Here is a 23,997-nt window from a genome sequence, read left to right as displayed (position 1 = left end):
CACCTTTCTATTGCATCGGGTCGGACAGGACCCGTTCGATCTCTGATGCGGGAAGTGCGCCTTGGCGCAGGATCTGGAGCCCGCCGCGCTGGAACGACACGATGGTCGAGGCGTCGCGACACGGGGTCTCGCCGGCGTCGACGGCAACATCGACCCCCTCCAGGATGCGACCTTCGACGGCGGCAAAGCTTGCCGGCGAGGGCGCGCCGTGTGTGTTGGCGCTCGTGCAGGCAAGGGGACTGCCGCAGGCGCGGATGAGCGCTTGGACCACGGGAGAGGCCGAAGCGCGCAGGGCCACGGTGTCGTCGGCAGCACGCATAAAGGTCGGCACGCAGGGAGCCGCCTTGACCACGATAGTCAGGGCTCCCGGCCAGCATCGTCGCGCAAGTACGCGGGCATCTTCCGGGATATCCACGCCATAGCGGTCGAGCGCCTCGACGCCATCGACCAGCCAGGCGACCGTTTGGGTGAGTTCACGTTGCTTGAGAGTGAAGATGCGTCGATAGCCGGTGCCGAGCGCAGGGACTGCGGCACCGTTGACGGCAGCCTGCGGATCGCGCGGCCACGATGGGAATTCGCTTGTATCTTGGGGCACGGCGTCCGAGAAGGCGTTGACTGCCACGGCGACACCGTAGACGGTCTCGGTCGGAATCAAGGCCAGGCCGCCGCGGCCGAGCACCTCGGCTGTGCGCTCGGCGGCAAGCCGATGCGGCTCGCGCGTTCCCTCGTATACCCGATAGACCGTCTGCATGTGTATGCCAGCCCCTTACGCTCTGGTGAAAGTTTGTTTACTGAGGGGCATTCTCGCACGAAACGTTCAACCTATTTGGCCAGAGTGCATGTTGGTTTGGTGAGCGGCTCTAGTAGTCGGTGAAAGTGAGGGGGTTAATTGAAGATTTTTAGCGCGCAAGCGTAACGGTACGATCGGGAAACTCGATGCTTGCAACCAGTTTTCCGCCGAGGCTCTCTGCGTACCTGCTCAGCGTGTCGAGCCTCATCGAACCCAACTCCCCACGCTCGAGCTCGGATACACGTTTTTGAGAAACGCCCATCGACTGGGCGACCGACGCCTGTGTTAGATCTTTTAACCTGCGAATCTGAGCAAGCTTATAGGCTTCGATACGATCGCGAGTCCTCTCCTGCTCGGCGGTAATGGAGTCGCGTGTTATCCCGCGAGATTCCATATACTCATGCAGTTCCATCTCGATCGAGCCTCCTTACGTGGCGACGGTATATTTGCTCGGCCCTTGGAATGTTGATCGCATACCAACCGTTCCATTTTGCCCTTGACGATCCCGCTCGCGACTTATCACCCGCCAATAGCAATACCGCCTGGCGCTTGGGGTCAAAGGCGAAGAGGATGCGAATCACCTGCCCACCACACGACGTCACTCTCAGCTCCTTTAAATGATGAAGCTTCGAGCCCTTTACGCGGTCAACCAGCGGACGACCAAGGCTGGGACCTTCCTTCTCGAGCACCAAAAGGTCTGCATAAATCTGCTTCAGCGTAGCTTCATCCTGCTCATCAAGCCAAGGTTCAATGTAATCAAGCACGATACGGTACCGATGCAGCTGATTTGACATACCTTTCTCCTTCTATAGTAGAAGTTTTACGGTATATTGCAAGGACAAACTTGCGCAAATGTCTATTAATTCAGCTTAAATACGCTGTTTGGGCTCGGTGACGATGGCTCGGACGATGCGGGGGCGATCGGTGAGGTCATGGACGATACGCACGTCCGAAAGGCCTGCCTGGCGACAGAGCTCGGCCGCGGCATCGAGGGCACCCTCGTAGAGCTCGCAGGCAAACAGGCCGCCGGCGCGCAGCATGTAAGGCGCCGCATTGAGCAGGCGGCGGAAAATATCGAGGCCGTCGGCGCCGCCCTCGAGCGCCAGGTCGGGCTCAAAGTCCTTGACCTCGTGCGGCAGCGAGCGCATGACGTCGGTCGGGATGTAAGGCGGGTTGGAGACGAGCACATCAAAGGTGCCCCACTCTTCGCGGGGAATGGAACTCACCAGGTTGGTGAGGCTAAAGGCAACCTCATCTGCCGTGAGGCCGAGGGCGTCGCGGTTTTTGGTGGCCAGATCGATGGCGCGCGGCTCGATATCGGTGGCGGTGCAGGTAACGTGGCCGCGGCGCTCCCAGGCAAGGGAGAGCGAAATGCAGCCCGTGCCGCAGCCGACCTCGAGAACGCGGGCAGTGCAGGGCTCGGTTGGGGCAGGCGCAGCGGCATCCTGAGCTGAAGCCGTCTCCTGGCCGGCACCCTCGATGGCGATGCCGTATTCGTCGAGCTCGGGCTCGGCGGCTTCCGCGGCGTCGGCTTCTGCTGCCTGCGCGGCAGCTTCCTCGGCCTCGCGGTCGGCCAGCTCCTCGGCATAGGCACGGCTGCCCAGCACGTCGCTGCCTAGCGCCGCCTCATCGGCGGCCGTCAGGTTAGCGGCACGGCGCTCGACAGTCGCGCGCTCGTCGGCCAGCGCCGCCTCGGATTTGCGGGCCTCTTCGACCTCATCGTTCCAAGGCAGCTCAACACGCTGACGGGCAGCAGCCTCGGGGCTCAGCACCTCGGCATCCAGATAATTGAGGACTTCCTCGACGAGCATCTCGGTCTCGGGGCGCGGAATGAGCACACCGGGGGCGCACGCGACGTCGATCATGCGAAACTGCGTGCTGCCGGTGATGTATTGCAGCGGCTCGCCCTTAGCACGGCGGACAACGGCCGCATGCATGGTCTCGAGCTGGGCCGCGTTAAGCGTCTCGTCCATACGCATATATAGGTCAATGCGCGCCAGGCCCGTGGCGGCGCACAGCAGCCACTCGGCAGAAAGACGGGGGTGCTCCTCGCCGCGCTCGGCCAGGTACTCCTTGGTCCACTCGAGACAACGCTTGATGGTCCAAATCTCGTTTGCCATGGGGCCCTCCCCTCTTAAGCGCCGGACGGCGCGCGAATGTCGGAGCAGATTGTACGCGAGGCCAGCGCTTGGCAAGGGACGATTGAAGGCGATTATCGAGAATCAGCCCAGAATTTTGCACCGGGCTTGCTCAAAGTGCTCATTCGTCGACGTCTAAATCTGCATTCGTCAAGCTTTTGGCAAGGTTGACCCAAAACTGGCCAATATCTAACCAAGAACTTGCCACATCGCTTGACGCACGACCCATCAAAAATCGCCCCGCGACTTCTCGGACGCTTTTTCGAGCAATATTTTCGATAGCAGATATATGCCGTCAATTACCTTAAGCAGGTAAGCAGCTCAAATGACATCACAGCCGACTGAATAAAATATCAAGGCAATGTCACCAATGACTGCCCTACGGATCATTTGACAACCAAGGAAACGCCGATGTTTTGGCAATGCCAGCGAGCGACGTCCAGAGCGAACAAGTTGGCATCAGAACCACCCTTAAAAAGGGTGGTTTGCTCTTAGGGTATAACCCACGGGCCCCGGGCTCGCGTCTAAAGGCGCGGGCCCGGACTTCGTCCAGGCCTAGTGCATCTTGACCCGTGGCGCGCCGGTCGAACCGGCAGCATCACCCCCTCTTGAAGGGGTCCTCGTACTCCTTCACGCTCAGCTTGTCCAGCGCGATGTCGTGGGACTCCTGCTCCCTGATGTACTTGGCGATCGTCGCCTCGTTCAGGCCGACGGTGGACACGTAGTAGCCCTCCGCCCAGAACTTCCTGTTGCCGAACTTGTACTTGAGGTTGGCGTGCCTGTCGAATATCATCAGCGAGCTCTTCCCCTTCAGGTAGCCCATGACGCTCGCGACGCTGTACTTCGGCGGGATCGCCAGCAGCACGTGCACGTGGTCGGGCATCAGGTGCCCCTCGATTATCTCGATCCCCTTGTACTCGCACAGCTTCCTGAGGATCTCCCCTATGTCGCTCCTGATTTGGTTGTAGATCACTTTGCGCCTATACTTCGGCGTGAACACGATGTGGTACTTGCACATCCACTTCGTGTGGAAAAGGCTGTAGGCCTTCTGGGCCATGGCGACCACCCCTTCGACTCGAATTCTTGACGGCCTGAACAATCGTCAATATCGGTCGGAGGGGTGGCTTTGTAAAGCCGTTTGTCTCCACCCGCGTAGCGGGTGGTTTAAAGCTGGCCGCTGCGCGGCCAGCGGACTAAAGTCTTGAATGAAAAAGGCAAGGCATAGACCTTCTGGTCATGCCTTGCCTTTTGAATGACAAATTGTCGCTCTGGGCGGCGCGCAGCGTCGGCCGGTCCGCCGTTCGGTAGAACGGCGGAACCTACTACACGGCCTGCGCCAGCTTCTCGGCTCGCTCGGCGGCGGCGAGCGCCTCGATGACGGTGCCGAGCTGATCGCCCAGAAGGACGCCGTTGTAGGTGGAGTTGAAACCGATGCGGTGATCGGTCACGCGGTCCTGGGGCTGGTTGTAGGTACGGATCTTCTCGGAACGGTTGCCGTGGCCGATCTGGCTCTGGCGCTCAGCACCAAGCTCTGCCTGCTGCTTCTCGAGCTCCATCTCGTACAGACGAGCACGCAGCATCTGCATGCAGACCTCGCGGTTCTGAATCTGGGAGCGCTGCTCCTGCGACTGCACCACGGTGTTGGTGGGCAAGTGGGTGATGCGCACGGCGGAGTAGGTAGTGTTAACGCACTGACCGCCAGGGCCGGAGGCGCAGTAGGTGTCGATGCGCAGGTCGGACTGGTTGATCTGGACGTCAATTTCCTCGGCCTCGGGAAGTACGGCGACGGTAGCCGTGGAGGTCTGAATGCGGCCCTGGGACTCGGTCTTGGGAACGCGCTGGACGCGATGCACGCCGGACTCGAACTTCATGACGGAGTAGACGCGGTCGCCCTCGACCTTGAACTCGATGGACTTAAAGCCGCCGGCCTCGCTGGGGCTGGAATCGAGCACGGTGGTCTTCCAGCCGCGCGATTCGCAGAAGCGCTGGTACATCTTGTACAAGTCGCCGGCGAAGATGGCTGCCTCGTCGCCACCGGCGGCGGAGCGAATCTCGACGATGGTGTTCTTGTCGTCGTTGGGGTCGCTCGGGATGAGCATGTACTTGATGTCTTCCTCGAGCTGGGGAAGCTTTTCCTCGTTCTCGGAGATGTCCATCTGGAGCATCTCCTTCTCGTCCGCATCGCTGGTGTCGCGGAGCATCTCCTTGGCGGCCTCGATGTCATCGAGCGCGCCGATGTACTCGCGCGAGGCAGCGATGAGGTCGGACTGGTGTGCGTACTCCTTGTTGAGACGCGTGAACTCCTTGATGTCGGAGGCGACGGCCGGGTCGGAAAGCTTCTTCTCGAGCTCCTCGTAGGCCTTAATGATCTTTTCGAGCTTGTCGCGCATGGCGGGACTCCTTTATGTGCGTGAAGGCGAAAATCGGCAGAGTTGATGGGGCGCGCGGCGCCACTGCGGGGGTAAGCCCAGCTAGAACATGTCGATCTTCAGATACATGCGCATCCCTTCGCGTATGAGGTACATAGTTGCGGTCTAACCCATACATGATAGCGTGCGCAGGCATACCTGCATATAACCCGCACGGAATGCGACAAAGGGTCAGTCTCTTTCCTTGAATACAACTTCATCCGAACGCCTCCCGCATTCATCCGCACATATACGGATAAATTTGGGAATCCGATACCCTGAGGGCCGGATCGGCCGGCCCCGGGAGATCGGAGGACGCCATGTCCGGAAAGGGCGGGAAGGGCGCCGCGAGGGCGGTCCCGAGGACCCACGGCAGGCTCACCGGGTACGAGCGGGACACGGTCCAGAGGATGCTGAAGCGCAGGGTTCGCTCGGCCACTTCCTCGAGAGGTTCAAGGGCGTATCGACCCGCAGGCTCCACAGCTGCCTGATGTGGTTCAGATGGCTGCGCGAGGCCGCACGCGTCGGGGACAGGACGTCGCTCATGCGCGAGCAGCTCGACGACGGGCGCTACGAAAAGATCCGGAAGAAGATGATGGAGCCGGAGTACGAGTTCCATCTGGAGCCGGACGTGCAAACGGCGGGTTAACATAGCCTTTCACCAAAAAGGGCGAGCGGCCGCGCCCTGCGACCACCCGCCCTCAATCAAAGCCCTTCTCGGCCGCCGTAGCTACCGGTTCCGGCGCCGCAGGATAACGCCTGCGGCGATCAGCACCACCGCGCCGCCCGCGATGCCACCCAGGGCCATCGGCGACAAGCTGGTATCGCCCGTATACGGCAGACCCGGCTTCTCCTCCTTCGGCACCGGTGACTTGCTCGGCGGATTGGTGGGCGGCTCCGTCGGCGGGGTGGTCGGCGGCGTGTACGTGTTCTTGAACACCGGCGCCACGGCGCCGTCATAGGTTACCGTCGCCACCAGATGGCCCGCACCGTCGTCCGTCACCGTCACCGTTACCCGGTGCTCGGCCGCGTCGTACGTCACGTTCTTCTGACCGTCGTCCACCTCGGAGATGCTGTAGGCGTACGTTCCGGGCTTGTCGTACGAGATCGCCTCGAAGCCCACCGTGCCGTCCGCCGCGTTCTTTGCGGTCTGCAGCACCTTGCCGTCGGCATCCTTCAGCTGGAAGGAGAACTGCCCTTCCTTCAGGTCCTCGCCGCTCAGCACCTTGGAGGCCCCCAGCTTCACCTCAGTCGCGGCCGGCGCGTAACTGTTGCTGAACGCCACCGCATCCGCAGCCTTGCCGCCCTTGCTGTAGGCAACCTGCGCCTCCAGCGCGTGCGTCTCCGCATTCTCCGTCACCGTCACCGTCGCGGTAAAGACCGTCGTGTCGTAGGTGACGCCGTTCGCCGTCGCCCCTGCCCGCTCGGACACGGTGTAGACGTACGTCCCCACCTTGTCCAGCTGCAGCGGCGCGAAGCCGAACGTGCCGTCGGCGCCGTTCTGCACCGTCTGCACCACGTTACCGTCGGCGTCCTTCAGGTCGAAGAAGAACTCACCCTCGGCCAGGTCGCGGCCGGTCAGGGCCTTCGTTCCGGTAATCGTCGCCGTCGTTGCCGTCGGCGTGTAGGTGTTGGTGAAGGTCAGATCCGCGGCCGTCTTGTTCGCCGTCGCGGTCAGCTGGCCGCTGCCGTCATCGGTCACGTTCACCGTTACGTCCAGCACCGCATCGCTGTAAATGATGGTGCCATCTTGGCCCGCAACCTCCTTCACCTGGTACGCATGCGAACCAGTTGCGGTGTACGAGATGGCCTTGAAGGTAAACGCTTTACCCACGTTCGTGGTCCGGTCAATCTCCTGCCCGGTGGCCACGTCAGTCAGCGCGAATGTGAACTCGCCATCGGCGGGCGTCCGCGTGGTGGCCGGGTCGGCATTCTCAAGCACCTTGGTGCCAGAGATCTGGTAGGAGGTCTGACCCGGCTGGTAGCTGTTCGCAAACGTCATGGTATTGGGGGTGACGCCGTTCTCGGTGCCCTCGCTCGGTTTCACCGTAGAGCTCTCTACCACCAGCTTGCCGTCGTTGTTGTCCTTCACCACGTAGGTCAGGGTGTACGTCTTGCCGGTGTAGGTCACGCCCGGCACGCCCGGCGCGCCGTCCGTCGGCTGCACCTCGCGGACCGTGTAGGTAAAGGTGCCCGCATGGTCGAAGATCAGTTTGTCGAAGGCAACATTGCCGTCAGCATCGTTCTTCCGGGTCTGGATCACCGAGCCGTCAGACCCCATCAGCTCGAAGACGAAGTCTCCCGCCTTTAGCTGATAGCTGCCGTCGTGCACGTTAACGCTCTTGGTGAGGGCGATCGCACCGGAGTCCGTCGCCCGTGCCTCGTAAGTGTTGGTGAAGGTGGGCTTCGTGGCGTCCGTACCGTCGTAGGCGACGCTCGCCTGCAGCGTGCCGGCATTGTCCGCAACCGTCACCACGGCATGGTGCACCGCGGCGTCGTAGGTCACGTAGGCCAGATCACCCTTCCGCTCCACGATGGTGTACTCGTGCGTGCCCGGCTTCGCGTAGGAGAAGGCGTCGAAGTTAACACTTCCGTCCGCGCCGTTGGTCGCGGTCCGGACGGGCTTGGCCCCGGCAAGCTGCTCAGCCGTCAGGTTGCCCTCGTACACATCGAAGGTGAACTCGCCGCACTTGGGGACGATCGGCGTGTTGTCGTCCTTCTTCACATAGCTCTTCTGCGCACCGAGGGCCAGGCCGGTCGCGGCCGGCTGGTAGGTGTTAGTGAAGGTATCCGAGCCGGATGCGCTCGTCACGATCGCCTTCGCATTCAGTGCTCCGTTCCCGCCGTCCGTGACCGTCACCGTATAGGTGAGGGGATGGCTGTCATAGACCATGCCCGGCTCCGCGCCCGGCTGCTCCACGATGGTGTAGGTGAAGTCCTTGCTCGCGGCGCCGTCCAAGTCGGAGGGCTGGAACTCGCGCGTGAAGCTGACCTTGCCGTTTGCATCGTTCTTCGCGGTGTCGAGCACGTTGCCGGCAGCGTCCTTCAGGTCGAAGGTGAACTCGCCGTCCGCGGGCTTCGTCGTGTGGTCGAAGCCGTCCGCAACCTTGATGGTCTTGGTCGCCGTCAGGATTACGGAACCCTTTGCGTCGTAGGTGTTGTTGAAGGTGGGAGCCGTAGCGGCACCGTCATAGGTGACGGTCACCTTCGTCTTGTTGTTGTCGCCCTGGTTCTGCTCTACCTTGACGTGGACCTTGACTTCCTTGGCGTCGTAGGCCACGCCGTCGACGGTCTGGCCGGCTTTCTCCTCCTTGAGCGTGTAGTCGTACTCGCCCAGGTTCAGGTTCTTGACGGCCAGCTCGACCTTGCCGCCCCGGTCGTTGGTGCCCTTGGCGACCTCGTTGCCGGCCTGGTCGTACAGGCCGAAGGTGAACGCGTCGGCCGTCAGGTCCTTGCCCGTGAGGATCTTCGTCGCCTCGACGGTAACGTCCGTCGTCGGCTTCGAGTTGGTGAAGGTCGGAACGTCGGCCTCGCCGTCGTAGGTGGCGGTCGCCTTTAGCTCGCCCTTCTCATCGGAGACCTTGATGTGGACCTTCACGTCCTTCGTGTCGTACACGACGGTCGGGTCGTTGCCGGCAACCTCCTTGATGGTGTAGTCGTGATCGCCCGGCGTGTCGTAGCTGATTGCCTGGAAGGCGACCTTGCCGTCCTTGTCATTCTGGACGGTCTGGATCACGTTGCCATCCTTGTCGAGCAGCTGGAACGTGAAGTCGCCCCCTGCGAGCTCGCCACCCGTGAAGCGCTTCGTCGCCTTGAGCGTTACCGAGGTCTCCTTCGGGTGGTACGTGTTCGTGAAGGTCTTGTCTCCACTCGTTACCTGCGGTGTGGCCGTCAGCGAGCCGGTGCCATCGTCCGCGACCGTCACCTTGTAGATGAGCGCATGGGTGTCGTAGACCATGCCCGGCTCCGTGCCCGGCTTCTCCGCGATGGTGTAGGTGAAGTCCTTGCTCGCAGCGCCGCCCAGGTTGGAGAGCGTGAACTTGCGCGTGAACTTCACCGTGCCATCGGCCTTGTTCGTCGTGGTGCCGAGCACCTTGCCGTCGGCGTCCTTCAGCTCGAACGTGTATTCGCCGCCCTTCAGCTTGGTGTCGTGCGTGAAGCCCGGCGCGACCGCAACGATCTTGGTCGCCGTCAGCTCCACGGATCCCTTTGCGGTGTAGGTGTTCGTGAAGGTGGGGGCATTGGCCTTGTCACCATCGTAGGTAACAGCGGCGTCCAGCTTGCCGGCATTGTCCATGACCTTCACCACGGCATGGTGCACCGTAGCGTCGTAGGTCACGTGGGACAGGTCGCCCTCCTGTTCCGCGACGGTGTATTTGTACTCGCCGGCCTTGGTGTAGTCGATGGCCGGGAAGGTGACGGTGCCGTCCTCGCTGTTCTTGGCGCTCCGGATGGGTTGCTTGCCCTTCAGCTGCTCAGCCGTCAGGTCGCCCTCGTACAGGTCGAAGGTGAACTCGCCGCCCTTGAGCGTGGCCGGCGTGTTGTCGGGCTTCACATAGGCCTTCTTCGCCGTGAGCGCCACCGAGGTCTCGGCGGGCTGGTACTTGTTAGTGAAGGTCGGGGCATCGTTCTTGCCGTCATAGGTGACGGTCGCCTTCGCCTTGTCGCCCTCCGCCTTCACCGAGACGTGAACCGTCACCGCCTTGGTGTCGTAGGTGATAGTCGGATCGGCACCGACGTTCTCCTCCTTGAGTTTGTAGTCGTACTCGCCGATGGTCAGACCGGTGAGGGCAAGATTGATCTTGCCCTCCTTGTCGTTCTGGACGATCTTGACGGGATTACCCGTGGACGTGTCGCCTTGGTACAGGCCGAAGGCGAACGCGCCGTCCGTCAGCGCCTTGCCCGCGAGAACTTTCGTGGCCTCGACGGTAACGTCCGTCGTCGGCTTCACGTTGGTGAAGGTCGGCACGGCCTTATCGCCGCCGTAGGTGACGGTCGCGTCCAGCGTGCCGTTCTTGTTATCGGTAACGCTGACCTTGACCTTCACTTTCTGACAGTCGTAGACGATGGTCTGGTCGTTACCGGTAACTTCCTTGATGGTGTACTCGTAGTCACCTGCCTCGGTGTAGTTGATGGGCTGGAAGGTAATGTTGCCCTTCTCGTCGTTCGTGACGGTCTCAATGGGCGTGCCTTCCGCCTTGTCACCCTTGTACAGAGCGAACGAGAAGTCGTTCCCCGCGAGCGCACCGCCCCTAAAGCGTTTCTTCGCCGCCAAGGTCACGGAACCCTTCGCAGCATAGCTGTTGATAAAGGTGGCGAGGTTCACCTTGCCGTCCTTGACCTCAGCCTTGATGGGCTTGGCCTCAGCGTCACCATCCTTCTTCACCGTCACGCCCGTGACGGTCAGCTTGGCGTCCTTATCCTCGACCCTTACCGTGACGGCATAGGTCGAGGCGTCCATCGTCCAGCCGGCGTTCTGCACGCCGTCCGCTGCGGGATCATCATCAGCGTTGTGCACCTCGGTGAGCGTGAACGTGTACTCGCCCGCCTTGTTGAACGTCATATTCGAGAAGTCGACCGTCTGGCCCTTGTCCTTGATAATCTTGTCCTTCGTGGCCTTGGACTCCGCGTGCGCGTCGCCCGCCAGGTCGTCCGACACACCCAAGTCGCCGGCGGCGATCTTCTGCTGTGTCTCTTCCGTGGCGGTCAGCGTGAACGAGAACGCCTTCTCCGTGCTCTCAACACCGGAGATCTTCTTCGTCACCTGCGGGGTCAGCTCGTCGCTGGCGTCTGATTTGTAACTGTTCTTGAACGGGACGGTAGGCGTAGCGGGCTTCGCATTGCGACTCGAGACCGTCTTCACGTAGTTGGTCGTGGTATCGAGGCCCTTAATCGCCTCGGCCGTCAGCGCATCAACGTTGCCGCCCCCGCCAACAAGCGCCGTCACGCCCGGGCCCTTCGCGATGGTCGTCTCGGTGTAGAGCTGGCCTTTGTTGTCCGGATTCGGCTTCACCGCAATGAGCACGTAGGCGTCACCGGGGTACTCGGTGTCATACGTGTATCCACCAGCGTTGGCGCCATGCGCCTCAGACACCTTGTACACATACACCTTGTTGTAGCTCAGCTGCGTGAAGTTCATCTTCAGCTTGCCGGACATCGTGGCGGTCTGCGTATCGTCACCGTCATCCTTGCCCACGGTGTTCATGAACGACTTATCGGTATCAGCCGGCTCCGGGGCTGTCGTACCGTTATACGTCATCGCCTCGATGGTGAACGGGAACATGCCATTCTTCAGCGGGGTACCAACCAGAGTCTTGGTCACATCGATGCCCGCGTAGGCACCGGAGGCCGTATAGGTATTGGTAAACGCGGCAGCACCCGTCACCTGCCGGTCGGCATCCGTCGTCGCCTGCTTGTTGTCGTACGCAACCGACGCGGTCAGCCTACCGGTATGCGTGCCGTTCTCGATATCGGTCACTGTGTACGTCACTGTGGACGTATGGCCGTCATAGCTGATGCCTGTCTTGTCCGCGTCGGTCGGCCTCGTCTCGTTCACTTTGAACGTATACACGCCCGGCTTGGTAAACACAAGGTCGCCCGTGCCGAACGGGGTGGTGCGCATCGCGTCGCCGGGACCTGCGATCTCGACCTTAGTCGTCAAATCGCCAGTCTCATCGGAGTCGGCAGCCTTCTTCTGAGTAACGGCCTCGTTTTTAACTGCTTTCATCGTGGCGTCATCCGCCGGCGTCAGCGTGAAATCGAACTTGTCATCCTGCTCCCACGCACGCCCAGCCAGCGTCTTCTGCACAGTAACCGGTGCCGACGTCGTCTGCGTCACCGTGTAGGTGTTCTTGAACGGGATATATCCACCCGTGTCCGTCAGCTGCGTGCCGTCGGCCTTCCAATACGTGGCCGTGGAGGACAGGCACTTACCCGTCCCAGACTCGTTATCAACCTGCTGGTTCTTCACCAGCACGTAGTACACCGTATCGTCGTAGCCTATGCCACTGGACGTCGATGTATCGGAATCCTTGACCTCGGTCACCTTGTACACGTAGGTGAGGTTCTCGCTCTCCATCGTATAGGTGATCTGCGGGAACGCAGCGATACCGTCGTCATCGTTCTTCGCCGTGGTCGTGGTGGACGTGCACCCCTTAGGCATGGGGACCTTGCTGGCACCGACGCTGTAGGAGGTGGCGAGCTTGCCGAAATCGATGGCTCCACTCGGCACGGCATCATTCTTCATCCCGCCGAGTGCCTCGAGCTGGAACGTGAACTTATCCTTCACAAGCGGATTTGCACCGGACTGGTCGGCATACGTCTTCTGCACGTTGAAGGAGATGGTCTCCTCATCGGTGTTATAGGCGTTCGTGATCTTGGCGATTTTGTCAGCGACCTCGATCGGGCTGTCCTCATGGCTCACGCCGTCGTCGGTGTAGGTCTGCTCCATCTTGACTGCCGGCTGCGACAGCGTGCCGTCGCCGCTATCCTTCACCGTCACCGTGACGCGGTAGGAAGCGCTTGAATACCCGAACCCGGGCAGCCAGCTAGCGTCGTTTTGAGACGGCGTGGCCTCGGCAATGAGATAGGTGTAGGTGCCGGGCTTGGCGTACTCAATATTGCCGAAGTCGAACTTGTCCCCGTTCTTGACGGTCTTCACAACCTGCTTCATACCACTCACGGGCGCATCCTTGGCACCGGCGGGCATCGGCGTTCCCTTGTCCGCGCGCAGGTAAATCTTGAAGCTATCGCCATCCTTCCAGTCACGGCCCCGGAGCACCTTCTGCGCCCAGAACGCATTGGTGAGCGTCACCGGCGGCTTTACGCTGTAGGTATTCGTGAATACCAGCTTGTTGGCGGCGGCCAACGTGCCGTCGGTATTCTGTTTCGCGATCGTGCCAGAGATGCTGTCGCCCTCGCCGCCCAGGGCGTTGCCGCCCTGCTCGCGCTTGGTCAGCGTGAAGCCGGCCGGCATCTTGCCCGCGCGGGTCAGCTCCTGAACCGTATACTTGTCACCCTCGGCGAGACCGTACACGCGGATCGTCTGGCCGGCCGTGATGGTCTGCCCGCGTCCGTTCGTCAGGTCGAACATATCGCCGACCTGCTTCTCATCGGCCGCGCCCGCCTTCTCGAAGACTGCAGCCTTATACGTCTTCCCCTTGGGCACGGTGAACTTGAAGGTGAACTCCGCATCCTTATTGCCCGTCAGTCCATCGGGCACGTCAACCTTCTTCGTCACCTCGAGGCTCGCCTCGCGCTTGTTAGCCACGCGCACGCAGGCGGCGCCCGTAAACAGGGCATTCAGGTTGTTCATGTCGCGCAGATCGGCACGGGCACCTTTCGACTTGGTCCCCTTGGGCTGCTCGTCCTGGGTGATACCCATACGTATCCAGCCCGTCTCGGTCTCCAGGCGGTAGGGTTTGCCATCCTCGGTGGGCCCATACTGGTAGACACGTCCGTTGGCACCGTACTTGAGGTGCACCGTGTCGCCGGCACCGGCGGGATCGACATTGCTCCACGACAGATTACCGTCAGTATCGGTCACACCATTCGAGGTCTGCCGCACACCCTTGATCCACGTGAGCGTGTTGTCGATGTCGCCCTCTGCGCCAAACTGGCTCAGGCTCTTCATCAGCGCGCCCGGGCCCACAAACGTCGAAACGCCGTCATCGCGCGTACCGGCATCGGCATGGACGCCGTAATCGTCCACAATCACTTTGGTGAGCGTGTCGTTGAGCAGGAAACCGCTCGGCGCTGAGATTTCCTTCAGGTAGTAGGTGCGTTTCGTAAGCGGCTTGTGCTCCTTGCTCGTATTCGGGAATATGCCCGCACCTTCGAGCGGGACCGGGTTGCCGACCGACCCCGTCGTCAGGGTGTCGTAGGGGGTCTGCTCGCCCTTGAGCACGACCTTGCCGTTTGCGTCTGTTGTCACCTGATCGGCCGTGTACAGGCCGAACTTCGCCCCCTCAACGGGCTTACCCGCGGTATCGGTCTTCTGCACGAACAGGCGATTCTGGATGTTCGAGACGAGCAGGCGCGTGGCGAACTGCCGCCGGAAATTCTCCTTGCCGTCGGGGAGGTCATCGCTGAACACGTGGACCGTGTTGTCCATATCCGCCTCGGCGATGGAGCTCGCCGCTGTGTAGTAGATGGCCACCGTGTACTCGGCATCCTTGCGGGCATCACCGCTCAGCAGGTAGTAGTACTTGGAGATGTCACCGGGCAGATTTTGAATCTCTACCTGGTACTGGCCGCTCGTGTTGAGCGTGAAGGCGTGCAGGTCCTTCTTCGCCGCCTCGATAGCGCCGGCCTTACTCGGCTTCCCGGCGAGGGTGTACCCCATTCCCGTCGATGGGTCGCCCGACACGGCGTACCAATTGTTCTGATCTTTGATATCTGCGTTTGCGCTTTTATCGCGCTTGAGCACCACAGCGAACAGTATGCCGGAGTCTAGGCTGACCTTCGTCAGGTCATTATTCGCCTGGTACACGGTCGACGGCGCGGTGATGGTCTCCTTCGCGCCGGCGAACGCGCCGGTCTTCCACACGACGCTGTCCGCGTCCATACCGCCGCGGTTGATGATGACGCCGCCCGCGCCGTTCCCGGCGCTCGCGGGCACGTACTCGAGCTGCATGCTGCCACCCGTCGCCGTGAAACTCGAGCGGTATCCCTCGGGCACGCCTGTCTCCTTCAGGAGGTAGTACTTGTTGCTGTGATCCTTGTTGTAGAGATCGTCGAAGTTGATGACGCCGTTGTCATCGTCGTTCGTGAGCGTTAGGTGGCCGGCCTCGTCCGTGGTGCCGGATCCGAGGGGCTCAAGCTCGTTCTTGAAGTCCTTGTCGGTCTTATAGAGCTGGAACTCGGCACCCTGTACGAACTTGCCGTCCTGGTCGAACTTGATGATGTCGGACTCGGGAACCGTCACGAGGTTGTACTTGAGCTTCATGTTGGAGTCGGTGGCGCCACGCTCCAAGTAGAAGAACTTGAGCGTGTGGTTGGTGCCGTCAGCGAAGGTGTCGCCTTTGAAGCCCTTAGTAGTATCCTGCTTTGCTTCCTGGAACTTGCTTAACAGCGTGCCGTCTGGGGAATCGTTAACCTTAATCTTGCCCGTTTGGAAGTCGATGGTCAGATCAGCACTGGTGTGGATGCCGCCAATGTCGCCCACGAGGACATCGTCAATGAACACCCAGACGTCGTCGTCTCCGGCGAACTCGAAGGTCATGGGCTTGCCAGCGTTCGTTTTGCCATCCTTCGGCTGCACGAATCGCGTGGACATTGAGAGGCCGAAATAATGGTTGAGGGGTTTGTTACCGTTATATTGAGGGTCAGCGACGTTCTGCGACGTAATGCCGTTCGGGACGAGTTTGCCGTCCTCTTCCTTGAATACCTCATCGGCCGCATCGAAGGGGAAGAACTGGCCTACTGTCTGAGGCCCAGACCCCGCTTGCTTAACGCCGGCAGCATTGTAGACATCAAATGCATTCTTATTGGCGTTGTACGCCGCGTAGTTCTGCGAGCTGTCATACTCGTAGTAGCCGCCCTTGACCCGCAACAAACCCGTCACACCCATATGGGATATCTTGCCCGTATGGACGGAGGAATCAAACAGGTAGCCGAGGGATTCTCCCTCCCAGCGGTTGGTGAGTTTCGGGTAACCACCGGCAAGAACGTTGTTCACGATGCCGGTGCGGACCTGGGAGCCACCCGTATACTTGTTAAGATCCTCGCTGGCTCCTTGATCCTTGAACTGGAACAGGTGGTTTGCGTTGATGCCGCCGTTGCCGGAAACCGACAGATGGTCATCGGGATTCACCCAGTAATCAAACAGGTTGATCGTCGTCCCCGAGGGCGAAGTCGTCGTGACCGTGTTGCCCGCAAGCGCTGCTTCCGCACGGGTCGGCAGGAAGAAACCCACCGTCAGCGCGACGGCGAGGGCCAGAACAATCGCATATGGCGAGACCGGGCACAGCCCGCGACGACGGCCATAAGACATGACGGACCACCGCTCGCGCGGCCGGTGTCTACCAGGATGTTCCCTGCTGGGACCCCCCCCCGATAACATTATTCACGAGTAGAGACGTCGTCTCTCTGAGCTCCTGCATAATTTCCTCCCCAGTCACACGGCGACCTGCCCGGGCGCTCCCCGGGGGCCGAGGCAGTCTGGCACATGCCCGCAGTCGTTCATGGAATACCAACCCCAGCATATGTCTCTTAAGATATCTTAGTCTTTTTTCTATGACAGTTTTTATCTCATTACCGATGAAACCGGTTGCCAGTTGCCGGCTCAGTCCCTTTGTCACATTCTAGAGCGTGTGGAGCAGGGCGATGAGGAAGCGGATGCCTTGGAGGTAGGCGCGACGGGTGATGCGCTCGTTGGTGCCGTGGACGCCGCGGTCGCATTCGTCATCGTCGACCACGAAGGCGGAGAAACGGATACACTCGTGGCAAATGCGCTGGTAGTTGGCGGCATCGGTTGCACCAATCACGGTCGAGGGCACGATGCTCATCGGCTCTTGGCCCACCGCAGACGATCCGTTTTCCTCCGTCCCCTTGGGATCACGGAAATAGCGGGCGGCGATGGCGCGGACGGCCTCGAGCCCCGGACCGCCCACGCGCGGGGATGGCGAGGGCTCGGAGCTGCCGGGGCCCAGCTCGATCTCGACTCGGCCAGCGAGCCCAGCGGCGGCAACGGCCTTGCGGCAGCAGGCCACAACATCGGCCACGCTCGTACCCTCGAGCATGCGGAAGTTGATATTGGCCCACATATCCTGCGGCATTACGTTGGCACCGGTACTGCCGCCTTCGATTTGCGTGGGCGCGCAGGTGGTGGTCACAAGCGGGTACAGCTTTTTGCTGGCGAGGCAGTCGCGCACGATGGCATCCTTGCTGGCAGCAATCTCGTCTGCGGTATAAAGCCCCAGCTCGACGAGCTGCGCGGCAAGCAAATCGGTCACACGCGCCGGCCACTCGATATCGCAGATTGCGGTGATTGCACGGCTGAGCACCTCGAGCGATGTGCCGCCGTAGGGGTTGGACGAATGCCCGCCCTCACTCTTCGTCTTGAGCACGATATCGGCATAGCCCTTCTCCGCGAGGTCGGCATGCATAAGCCAGCCCTCGCCCGCGCCATACTCGGCAGCCGAAACGATGCGGTAGTCGCCCTCGTCGATCAGGTACTCAAGCTCAATGCCACGCTCCTCGAGCACACGACCGATCGCCCCCGCGCCGTACTGCGTGGTTTCCTCGTCCTGGCCAAAGGCCAGGAGCAGCGTGCGCTCGTGCTGCCAACCGTGCGCCAGCGCATACTCGACCGCCTCGAGAATGCCTGCGACCTGGTCTTTCATATCGATGGCGCCGCGACCCCAAATGTAGGTGTCGTCCACATGTCCGCTAAAGGGGGCATGCGTCCAGTCAGCCTCGGTGCCCGGCACCACGGGAACCACGTCCATGTGGCCCATGAGCATGACCGGCTTGAGGGCGGGGTCGGTGCCGGCAAGCGTCACGAGCAGCGAATGGTCGATAAGCTCGACCTTACCCGCCGTAAATACGTGCGGCCAGGCCTGCTGCATGTACGCGCGCAGGTCGTCGAACGGCTGCCAGTCCACCGCCTCGGTATCCATACTCGAGATGGTCGGAAACGACAGCACACGGCCCAGGCGCTCGCATGCGCCAGCCTCGTCTATATCGGCAAAATCATCCTCATGCGCAAAAAAGCGCCAAACCTCGGCCATGACATCCTTTCGATTGTGATGACGAGGGCCGCCCCACCGGAGCGGCCCTGCCACATAAGCGTTTGCGGTCGGCTACTTGTCCTCGAGATAACGCGAGAGGAACTCGCGGGTACGTTGGTGTTTGGGGTTGCCGAAGAGCTCGGCCGGCGCGGCATCCTCGAGCACTACGCCCTTGTCCATAAAGACCACGCGGTCGGACACCGTGCGGGCAAAGGCCATCTCGTGTGTGACGACCACCATGGTCATGCCGTCGGCAGCGAGCTTGCGCATGACCTCAAGCACCTCTCCCACGATCTCGGGGTCGAGTGCGGAAGTCGGCTCGTCAAACAGCATGATCTGTGGATTCATGCATAGGGCACGAGCGATGGCAACGCGCTGCTTTTGGCCGCCGGACAGGCGACCCACGGCGGCGTGCGCGAACTTCTCGAGCCCCACGCTCGTCAGATGCTCCATCGCGACCTTCTCGGCCTCGGCCTTGCTCATCTTTTTGAGCGTGACGGGCGCGAGCGTGCAGTTGTCGAGCACGTCCATGTTGTTGAACAGGTTAAAGCCCTGGAACACCATGCCGATGTCCTCGCGCAGCTTGTTGATGTTGCAGCGCTCGGCCGTGAGGTCCTGGCCGTGGAACCAGATGTGGCCCGCGTCCGGGGTCTCGAGCAGGTTGAGGCAGCGCAGAAAGGTCGATTTGCCCGATCCTGAGGCGCCAATAATAGTGACGACCTCGCCGGGGTTAACGGACAGGTCGATGCCCTTGAGCACCTCGAGCGAGCCGAAGCTCTTGCGCAGGCCCTCGACGCGGATGAGCGGCTCATTGGTCTGTGCGGCGGCCGCAACGCCGGTAGTAGCGGTATCTGCCATGATGATTCTCCTCGTCTTGAGCCTAGTTGGAGCTGGGCAGCGTGGCCGGAGCCTCGGCACCGAGTTTTTTGCCAAAGGCTTCGAGCAGGCGGCTCGCCACGAGCGTCAGGATTAGGTAGACCACGAGCGCCACGCAGTAGACCTCCATCTGGCGGTAGTACACGCCGGCGACCGTGGTAGTAGCGTACATAAGGTCGAACACGCCGATGACCGAGAGCACCGACGAATCCTTGATGTTGATGATGAGCTCGTTGGTGAGTGCCGGAATAGCGTTTTTAATGCCCTGGGGGAACACGACCTTGCGCATAGCCTGCCACTGCGACAGGCCCAGCGAGCGCGCTGCCTCGGCCTGGCCGGGATCGATGGATTCGATGCCGCCGCGCAGGACCTCCATCATGTAGGCGGTGGAGTTGAGCGAGATGGTGACAAGGCCGGCGGTGAAGGTACTCCAAATCTGGTTGGCCTGGGCGGTCTCGAAGCCCATGCCACGCAAAACGGTGAAGCCCGCGTAATAGATGAGCAAGCCCTGGACCATCATGGGCGTGCCGCGCACGATGGTGGAGTAGATGGTCGCAAAGCCGCGGCCGATACTCTTAAAGAAGCGCACCAGGTCGTTGTCCACGCGATCGAAGGTCTGAATTCGCAAGAACACAAAGAGCAGCGCCAGGAAGAATGCGATGACGGTGCCGAAGGTCGCAAGCGCGATGGTGATCTCGATACCGCGAATGAAGAAGTCCCCGCTCTTGTAGGTCATGTAGACCAGGCTCGACAAAAAGTCGCTGGGGTTGGAATCCGAGACAATGCTCACCTGCACCAGGTCGATAAACGACATGACGCAGCGGTCCACGAAAAAGATCGCCGCGATGGCGACCACGACGTAGCTGCCCAGGCATGCTCCACGACGGAAACGCTCGGATGCGAACGGCGACTTTTCGCGATAGTCGCTCCAGTGCATAAGCTTGGTGACCAGCGCCGCCGCCGACACGACGAGCCACGCCCACAGGATCGCCCAAAGGCAATCTTGGAACACGCCCGTGGGGGCCAAGAAGCTCAGCGGCGTGGGGTTGCGCTGGCTAAACGCCAGGCCGAGCGCCGCGATAACGCTCGTGCCCAGGTATACATAACGGTGGTCGGCCTTGATAAAGGAGGCCAGGCGATTGATGGTTTTCATGCTGCCTCCCTATGCCGGCTGACGGTCGAAGCACGCGTCCCACATTTGGTCGCGCTCCTCTTGGCTAATGCCCTTGAGTGCCTTGTCGATGAGCTTAAGCAGCTTGTCCGAGCCCTTGCGGCAGCCGACGTTTGCCGTGACCTCCTGCTTAAAGCCCTCGCCCTCGGCAAATTGAATCGGCACGATACCCGGGTTTTGGGCCATATAGCCCTTCTCGTTCTCAGTGTTGTAGGTCACGGCGTCGCAGGTGCCCTGCAGCAGGTTCGAAAACACCGTGGGGACCGAATCGACCGGGTTCTTGTGAACGACGCCCGGGATCTCGTCGATGACGGTATCGAGCATGGTGTCCTTTTGGCCGAGCACCGTGGCGCCGCTAAAGTCGCTGAGCTTGGTGGCGTTTTGGTAGGGCGAACCCTCTTTTACGAACAGGCCAAAGTAGCCAATGAAGTACGGGTCGGAAAAGCCGACGGACTCCTCGCGCTCGGGCGTGGCGCTCATGCCGGCGATGATGAGGTCGATTTGGCCGTTGTTGAGCGAATCGATAAGACCCGAGAAGCTCTGCTTGACGGCAACGGGCTCGCCGCCGAGGGCCTTGCAGACGATCTTGGCGATCTGCACGTCGTAACCATCGGCATAGGCGCCCTGCACGTTGTCGATGGGGATGGTGTACTCGCTGGCTTCGGAAACCTGCCAGTTGTACGGGGCGTAGGCCGCCTCCATGCCAATGCGGATCTTATCCTTGCCGATCACGGAATCGGACAGGTCGTCGCGACCGCCGCCCGTCGTGGGCTGAACTACTTCCAGCGTGGAGGGGCGCTGGCAACCGGCAAGTGCGCCGGCGACGACAGAAGCGCTCGCAGCGAGAGCGCTACCCAAAAAGATGCGACGGCTGCACACCGGCTGTGGATGCGCGTCGCGTTGATGGGGAGAATGCATAATCTGCCTTCCCTGTTGAATCGTATGCTGACGACTTAACAGGATATACGCCAGCAACTAGCAGCGCAGCACAAGCTCGAAAAATTAATAGACACGCGGTAGTCATTGGGGACGCCGATGTTTTGGCAATGACAACTTGTCGCTCTGGACGACGCGCAGCATCGACCGAGCGGCGGAACCTCTAGAGCAAGGTAACGCTAAAACTGCGCTTGTCCGTCTCGCCCGGGGCCAGGGTGATGGTGTTGACCTTGTGCTCAAAGACATCGTCCTCGGTGTCCATGGTGGTATGACCGGTCCAGGGCTCGAGCGCCACAAACGGAGCGTCGTTGGCGGCAGACCACACGCCGATGTACTTAAAGCCCTCAAAGTCGATCTTGACGCCGTGGCCCGACTTGCGGCCGCGCAGTGTGAGCGTGGAGCCCGGGGTATCGGTGAACATGATGGCATCGTTATCGAAGCTGCGGTGCGTGATGGGCAGCACGTCCGAGTTATCGGGAGCCTTGTAGCTACCCTCGAACGTCATGAGGCCATCGGGCGTGATGATGGGGGCCTCGTTGGTCCAAGCCTCGGTAAATGCCAGCTCGTAGTCCTCGAATGCCTCGCCCTCGGCACCGGGAGCCGGTACGTTAAACGCGGGGTGGCCGCCCACCGAGAACGGCAGGTCCACGTCGCCGGTGTTCGTAACGGCAAAGGTCTGGGTAAGCGTGGCGTCACCAGTCAGGGCATAGGTCATGTTGAGCTTAAAGTGGTACGGAAAGGCCTTGAGCGACTCGGGCGTGTCGGTGATCTCGTACGTTACCGAGGAGCCGTCCTCCGAAACCTCGACCAGCTTGTGCTCGACGATGCGCGCGAGTCCGTGGCGCGGCATCTCGCAGGTACCGGCCGCAGACGTTGCCGTGTTGTTGCGCAGCGAACCCACAATGGGGAACAGGATGGGCGCATGCTTGCCCCAAAAGGCGGGGTCGCCCTGCCACAGATACTCGTTGCCGTTGAGGGCAAGGCTCGTGAGCTGGGCACCCATGGAATCGATGGCCGCGGTAAGACTGCCGCGCTTGATGGTAGTGACGGTGGACATGCTGCTTCCTCCAAAAGTTAACAATAGTGTCGAGGGCTATTGTCCCACTCTTGGCGGCGGGGTTGAGCGACAGGCGCAGTTATTGAGCAATAGCGTAAAGGTCAAACCCGCCCTGCGGAGTGCTATCGACCGTATCGGGCGCCTGCGAGTTAAAGCTCACGGGAACCATGCGCTTTGAGGCGCTGAAGCGCGTGCCGTCGGTGGCGACGGGCGGTTCGTCGACGGTGAGCTCGTAGTCGCCGGGCTTGAGCTCGATGCCGTCACCAGCGGAATTGACGTATTGATACTCGTCAATCGTCTGCCCTTTGAGCGTACGCCCCACGATGTGGATGAGCATTTGGCTGTCGCCACGCGCGGTGTCCCACATCGCGCCGTCCTTGACCTCGACCGACACATGTACCGAGCGCGTGCGGCTGAGCGATTGCTCGACAGACATCTCGACCTTGGCGGCGTCTTGACGCTGCTGCTCGACATGGCTCCAAACGCTACCGATTGCCGAGCAGGCGATAACGCCGGCCATGAAGGCGATGAGGATGGGGCCGAGCGGAGAACGGCGGCCCGCGTCTTCCTCACGAGCCAGGTCGGGGCGATGTGTGGGCGCAGGCGCCTGGGCGCCTTGCGCGGGCACGTCGAGAATGCTGAAGGATGCCGTGCTGTCGGGGTCGATGGTGTGACGCGGCTGCGGGATCTTTGCCGGCGAGATGGACATGTCCGCCGGCTCACCGAGTGTGGCCGTGGCATCGGCCTTAGCCTCATCGGCCTCGGCTTGGGCCCAAGCCTGCTCAAAGGTCAGGGGCTCGGCGGCATCGGAGGCGGCATCAGGCTCGACAGCGGCATCGTTGCCGGTCTCGTCCTCGTCGCTCGACACGTCACGCGACGCGGGCTCGTCCCACTCCTCGTCCGGAGCCTCGCCCTCGCTATACCACCATTCAAAGTTATCGATATCCATACGGGGCGCCCCTTAGGCCTCGCAAATAAACACTCGCTAGTCTTATACCCCCAGACGGCACCGAAGCTCACCCGCGCCGGACACGAAAACCGTCACAACATTCGACGTTTTTCCTCGTTTTCGAGATTTTCGCCGAATGTTGTGACGGTTTGGATGTGACAAAGGGACTGTCCCTTTGTCACATAGCGAGGGCCGTACGGATGGATGGGTCGCTGAGAGCCTCGCGGAGCCAGGGGGCCAGCTGCTCGGGGTGACCCTGCAGGTAGCCGTCGAGCTCGGACGGGGCCACCGGACGCACTTCCGAGATCTCCTCCCGGTTGATATGCAGCTCGCCGGGCTCAACATGGGCGAGGTAGACCTCGCACCATTCGCACTCGCAGCGACCGTCACCGTGGTCCTCGCGGTACACCACGTGACCGAGGTGCTTGAGCTGATCGGGCTCGCGCGTAATGCCGAGCTCTTCGTTGATGCGGCGCGCCGTGGCGGCCGCGACGTCTTCCCCGGAGAGCGGATGGCCGGCACAGCTATCGGCCAGCACCCCGCCCCACAGTCGCTTGAGCGGACTGCGGCGACAGAGCAGCAGGCGCGCGTCTTCGCCCTGGCCCTCGACCAAAAGCGTCAGAAATGCTTGATGCAAAATGCCCTCGCCGGTATGGGCCTCGATGCGGTCGACGGGACCAAGCGCCTCGCCGGTCGCGGCATCGACCGCCACGACCTCGGCGCCCGCGCCGCCCTCATCCCAGCCGGCGCGCAGAATGCGGGCTGCGGCCTCCTCAAGCGCAAACTTGCCCTCGCCCACTGCAACCTTTGTCGTGTGCATACCCATGGGATCTCCTGTCGCCCGCAATGTACCTGAGACCATCTTCACCTGTATTGCGACTATACAGGCAAGCTTTCCATGTGACAAAGGGACTGCCCCTTCGTCACATTCTGTTAGAGTT

Annotated in this window: 15 protein-coding genes; 1 reads left to right on the top strand and 14 read right to left on the bottom strand. The window is 61.2% G+C overall.

The features are described from left to right. Nucleotides 1-7: 7 nt before the first annotated feature. The 6 genes from ACESWY_RS08060 to prfA form a co-directional block, all read right to left on the bottom strand. Nucleotides 8-751 (bottom strand): L-threonylcarbamoyladenylate synthase, encoded by a 744-nt coding sequence (locus tag ACESWY_RS08060; RefSeq protein WP_373093901.1) that lies wholly within the window; start codon nucleotides 749-751, stop codon nucleotides 8-10. A gap of 148 nt (nucleotides 752-899) precedes the next feature. After that, a complete protein-coding gene (locus ACESWY_RS08055; protein WP_006235701.1) occupies nucleotides 900-1,202 on the bottom strand; it encodes a helix-turn-helix domain-containing protein in 303 nt (100 codons plus the stop codon). Further along, nucleotides 1,189-1,584 carry a type II toxin-antitoxin system RelE/ParE family toxin gene (locus tag ACESWY_RS08050; RefSeq protein WP_022094268.1) on the bottom strand — a complete coding sequence of 132 codons (396 nt, stop codon included), beginning with the start codon at nucleotides 1,582-1,584 and terminating at the stop codon, nucleotides 1,189-1,191. Before ACESWY_RS08050 ends, ACESWY_RS08055 begins: the two co-directional genes overlap by 14 nt. Nucleotides 1,585-1,659: 75 nt before the next feature. Next, nucleotides 1,660-2,910 (bottom strand): N5-glutamine methyltransferase family protein, encoded by a 1,251-nt coding sequence (locus ACESWY_RS08045; RefSeq protein WP_138375269.1) that lies wholly within the window; start codon nucleotides 2,908-2,910, stop codon nucleotides 1,660-1,662. A gap of 616 nt (nucleotides 2,911-3,526) precedes the next feature. Then, nucleotides 3,527-3,985, bottom strand: coding sequence for an IS200/IS605 family transposase (gene tnpA, locus ACESWY_RS08040; RefSeq protein ID WP_373093898.1), 459 nt, complete (start codon nucleotides 3,983-3,985; stop codon nucleotides 3,527-3,529). A gap of 265 nt (nucleotides 3,986-4,250) precedes the next feature. Beyond that, the gene (gene prfA, locus ACESWY_RS08035) at nucleotides 4,251-5,318 is read right to left on the bottom strand and encodes a peptide chain release factor 1 (RefSeq protein WP_138375237.1); all 1,068 of its coding nucleotides are present in this window, start codon (nucleotides 5,316-5,318) and stop codon (nucleotides 4,251-4,253) included. A gap of 508 nt (nucleotides 5,319-5,826) precedes the next feature. Between prfA and ACESWY_RS08030 the strand changes: the two genes are divergently transcribed. After that, complete coding sequence (locus ACESWY_RS08030; RefSeq protein WP_158567811.1) at nucleotides 5,827-5,985, top strand: hypothetical protein; 159 nt, start codon at nucleotides 5,827-5,829, stop codon at nucleotides 5,983-5,985. An 81-nt stretch (nucleotides 5,986-6,066) separates the two neighbouring features. On the opposite strand, the gene ACESWY_RS08025 is transcribed toward ACESWY_RS08030, so the two are convergent. The 8 genes from ACESWY_RS08025 to idi form a co-directional block, all read right to left on the bottom strand. Further along, the gene (locus tag ACESWY_RS08025) at nucleotides 6,067-16,329 is read right to left on the bottom strand and encodes a Spy0128 family protein (RefSeq protein ID WP_373093895.1); all 10,263 of its coding nucleotides are present in this window, start codon (nucleotides 16,327-16,329) and stop codon (nucleotides 6,067-6,069) included. A gap of 310 nt (nucleotides 16,330-16,639) precedes the next feature. Next, nucleotides 16,640-18,067 carry a M20/M25/M40 family metallo-hydrolase gene (locus ACESWY_RS08020; RefSeq protein WP_373093893.1) on the bottom strand — a complete coding sequence of 476 codons (1,428 nt, stop codon included), beginning with the start codon at nucleotides 18,065-18,067 and terminating at the stop codon, nucleotides 16,640-16,642. Nucleotides 18,068-18,139: 72 nt separating this feature from the next. Beyond that, entirely contained in the window at nucleotides 18,140-18,925 is a 786-nt protein-coding gene (locus ACESWY_RS08015; protein ID WP_118099385.1) for an amino acid ABC transporter ATP-binding protein, read from the bottom strand. Nucleotides 18,926-18,947: 22 nt separating this feature from the next. Further along, nucleotides 18,948-20,096 (bottom strand): amino acid ABC transporter permease, encoded by a 1,149-nt coding sequence (locus tag ACESWY_RS08010; protein ID WP_152067887.1) that lies wholly within the window; start codon nucleotides 20,094-20,096, stop codon nucleotides 18,948-18,950. Between the two features lie 9 nt (nucleotides 20,097-20,105). Then, nucleotides 20,106-21,032: a transporter substrate-binding domain-containing protein gene (locus ACESWY_RS08005; RefSeq protein ID WP_373093890.1), complete on the bottom strand. Its 927-nt coding sequence runs from the start codon at nucleotides 21,030-21,032 to the stop codon at nucleotides 20,106-20,108. A 181-nt stretch (nucleotides 21,033-21,213) separates the two neighbouring features. Beyond that, nucleotides 21,214-22,107, bottom strand: a complete 894-nt coding sequence (locus ACESWY_RS08000) for an aldose 1-epimerase family protein (RefSeq protein ID WP_373093888.1) — start codon at nucleotides 22,105-22,107, stop codon at nucleotides 21,214-21,216. A 79-nt stretch (nucleotides 22,108-22,186) separates the two neighbouring features. After that, nucleotides 22,187-23,056: a hypothetical protein gene (locus ACESWY_RS07995; RefSeq protein WP_373093886.1), complete on the bottom strand. Its 870-nt coding sequence runs from the start codon at nucleotides 23,054-23,056 to the stop codon at nucleotides 22,187-22,189. A 178-nt stretch (nucleotides 23,057-23,234) separates the two neighbouring features. Continuing rightward, nucleotides 23,235-23,882: an isopentenyl-diphosphate Delta-isomerase gene (gene idi / locus ACESWY_RS07990; RefSeq protein WP_373093884.1), complete on the bottom strand. Its 648-nt coding sequence runs from the start codon at nucleotides 23,880-23,882 to the stop codon at nucleotides 23,235-23,237. Nucleotides 23,883-23,997: the final 115 nt, after the last annotated feature.

The organism is Collinsella aerofaciens ATCC 25986, assembly GCF_964237925.1.
Lineage (GTDB): Bacteria > Actinomycetota > Coriobacteriia > Coriobacteriales > Coriobacteriaceae > Collinsella > Collinsella aerofaciens_BJ.
This window is presented reverse-complemented; position numbering and strand designations above follow the sequence as displayed.

Excerpts from the sequence above, each read along its gene's own strand:
- ACESWY_RS08060 (WP_373093901.1), bottom strand. The coding sequence starts at position 751 with ATGCAGACGGTCTATCGGGTATACGAGGGAACGCGCGAGCCGCATCGG.
- ACESWY_RS08055 (WP_006235701.1), bottom strand. The coding sequence starts at position 1,202 with ATGGAACTGCATGAGTATATGGAATCTCGCGGGATAACACGCGACTCC.
- ACESWY_RS08050 (WP_022094268.1), bottom strand. The coding sequence starts at position 1,584 with ATGTCAAATCAGCTGCATCGGTACCGTATCGTGCTTGATTACATTGAA.
- ACESWY_RS08045 (WP_138375269.1), bottom strand. The coding sequence starts at position 2,910 with ATGGCAAACGAGATTTGGACCATCAAGCGTTGTCTCGAGTGGACCAAG.
- tnpA (WP_373093898.1), bottom strand. The coding sequence starts at position 3,985 with ATGGCCCAGAAGGCCTACAGCCTTTTCCACACGAAGTGGATGTGCAAG.
- prfA (WP_138375237.1), bottom strand. The coding sequence starts at position 5,318 with ATGCGCGACAAGCTCGAAAAGATCATTAAGGCCTACGAGGAGCTCGAG.
- ACESWY_RS08030 (WP_158567811.1), top strand. The coding sequence starts at position 5,827 with ATGTGGTTCAGATGGCTGCGCGAGGCCGCACGCGTCGGGGACAGGACG.
- ACESWY_RS08025 (WP_373093895.1), bottom strand. The coding sequence starts at position 16,329 with ATGTCTTATGGCCGTCGTCGCGGGCTGTGCCCGGTCTCGCCATATGCG.
- ACESWY_RS08020 (WP_373093893.1), bottom strand. The coding sequence starts at position 18,067 with ATGGCCGAGGTTTGGCGCTTTTTTGCGCATGAGGATGATTTTGCCGAT.
- ACESWY_RS08015 (WP_118099385.1), bottom strand. The coding sequence starts at position 18,925 with ATGGCAGATACCGCTACTACCGGCGTTGCGGCCGCCGCACAGACCAAT.
- ACESWY_RS08010 (WP_152067887.1), bottom strand. The coding sequence starts at position 20,096 with ATGAAAACCATCAATCGCCTGGCCTCCTTTATCAAGGCCGACCACCGT.
- ACESWY_RS08005 (WP_373093890.1), bottom strand. The coding sequence starts at position 21,032 with ATGCATTCTCCCCATCAACGCGACGCGCATCCACAGCCGGTGTGCAGC.
- ACESWY_RS08000 (WP_373093888.1), bottom strand. The coding sequence starts at position 22,107 with ATGTCCACCGTCACTACCATCAAGCGCGGCAGTCTTACCGCGGCCATC.
- ACESWY_RS07995 (WP_373093886.1), bottom strand. The coding sequence starts at position 23,056 with ATGGATATCGATAACTTTGAATGGTGGTATAGCGAGGGCGAGGCTCCG.
- idi (WP_373093884.1), bottom strand. The coding sequence starts at position 23,882 with ATGGGTATGCACACGACAAAGGTTGCAGTGGGCGAGGGCAAGTTTGCG.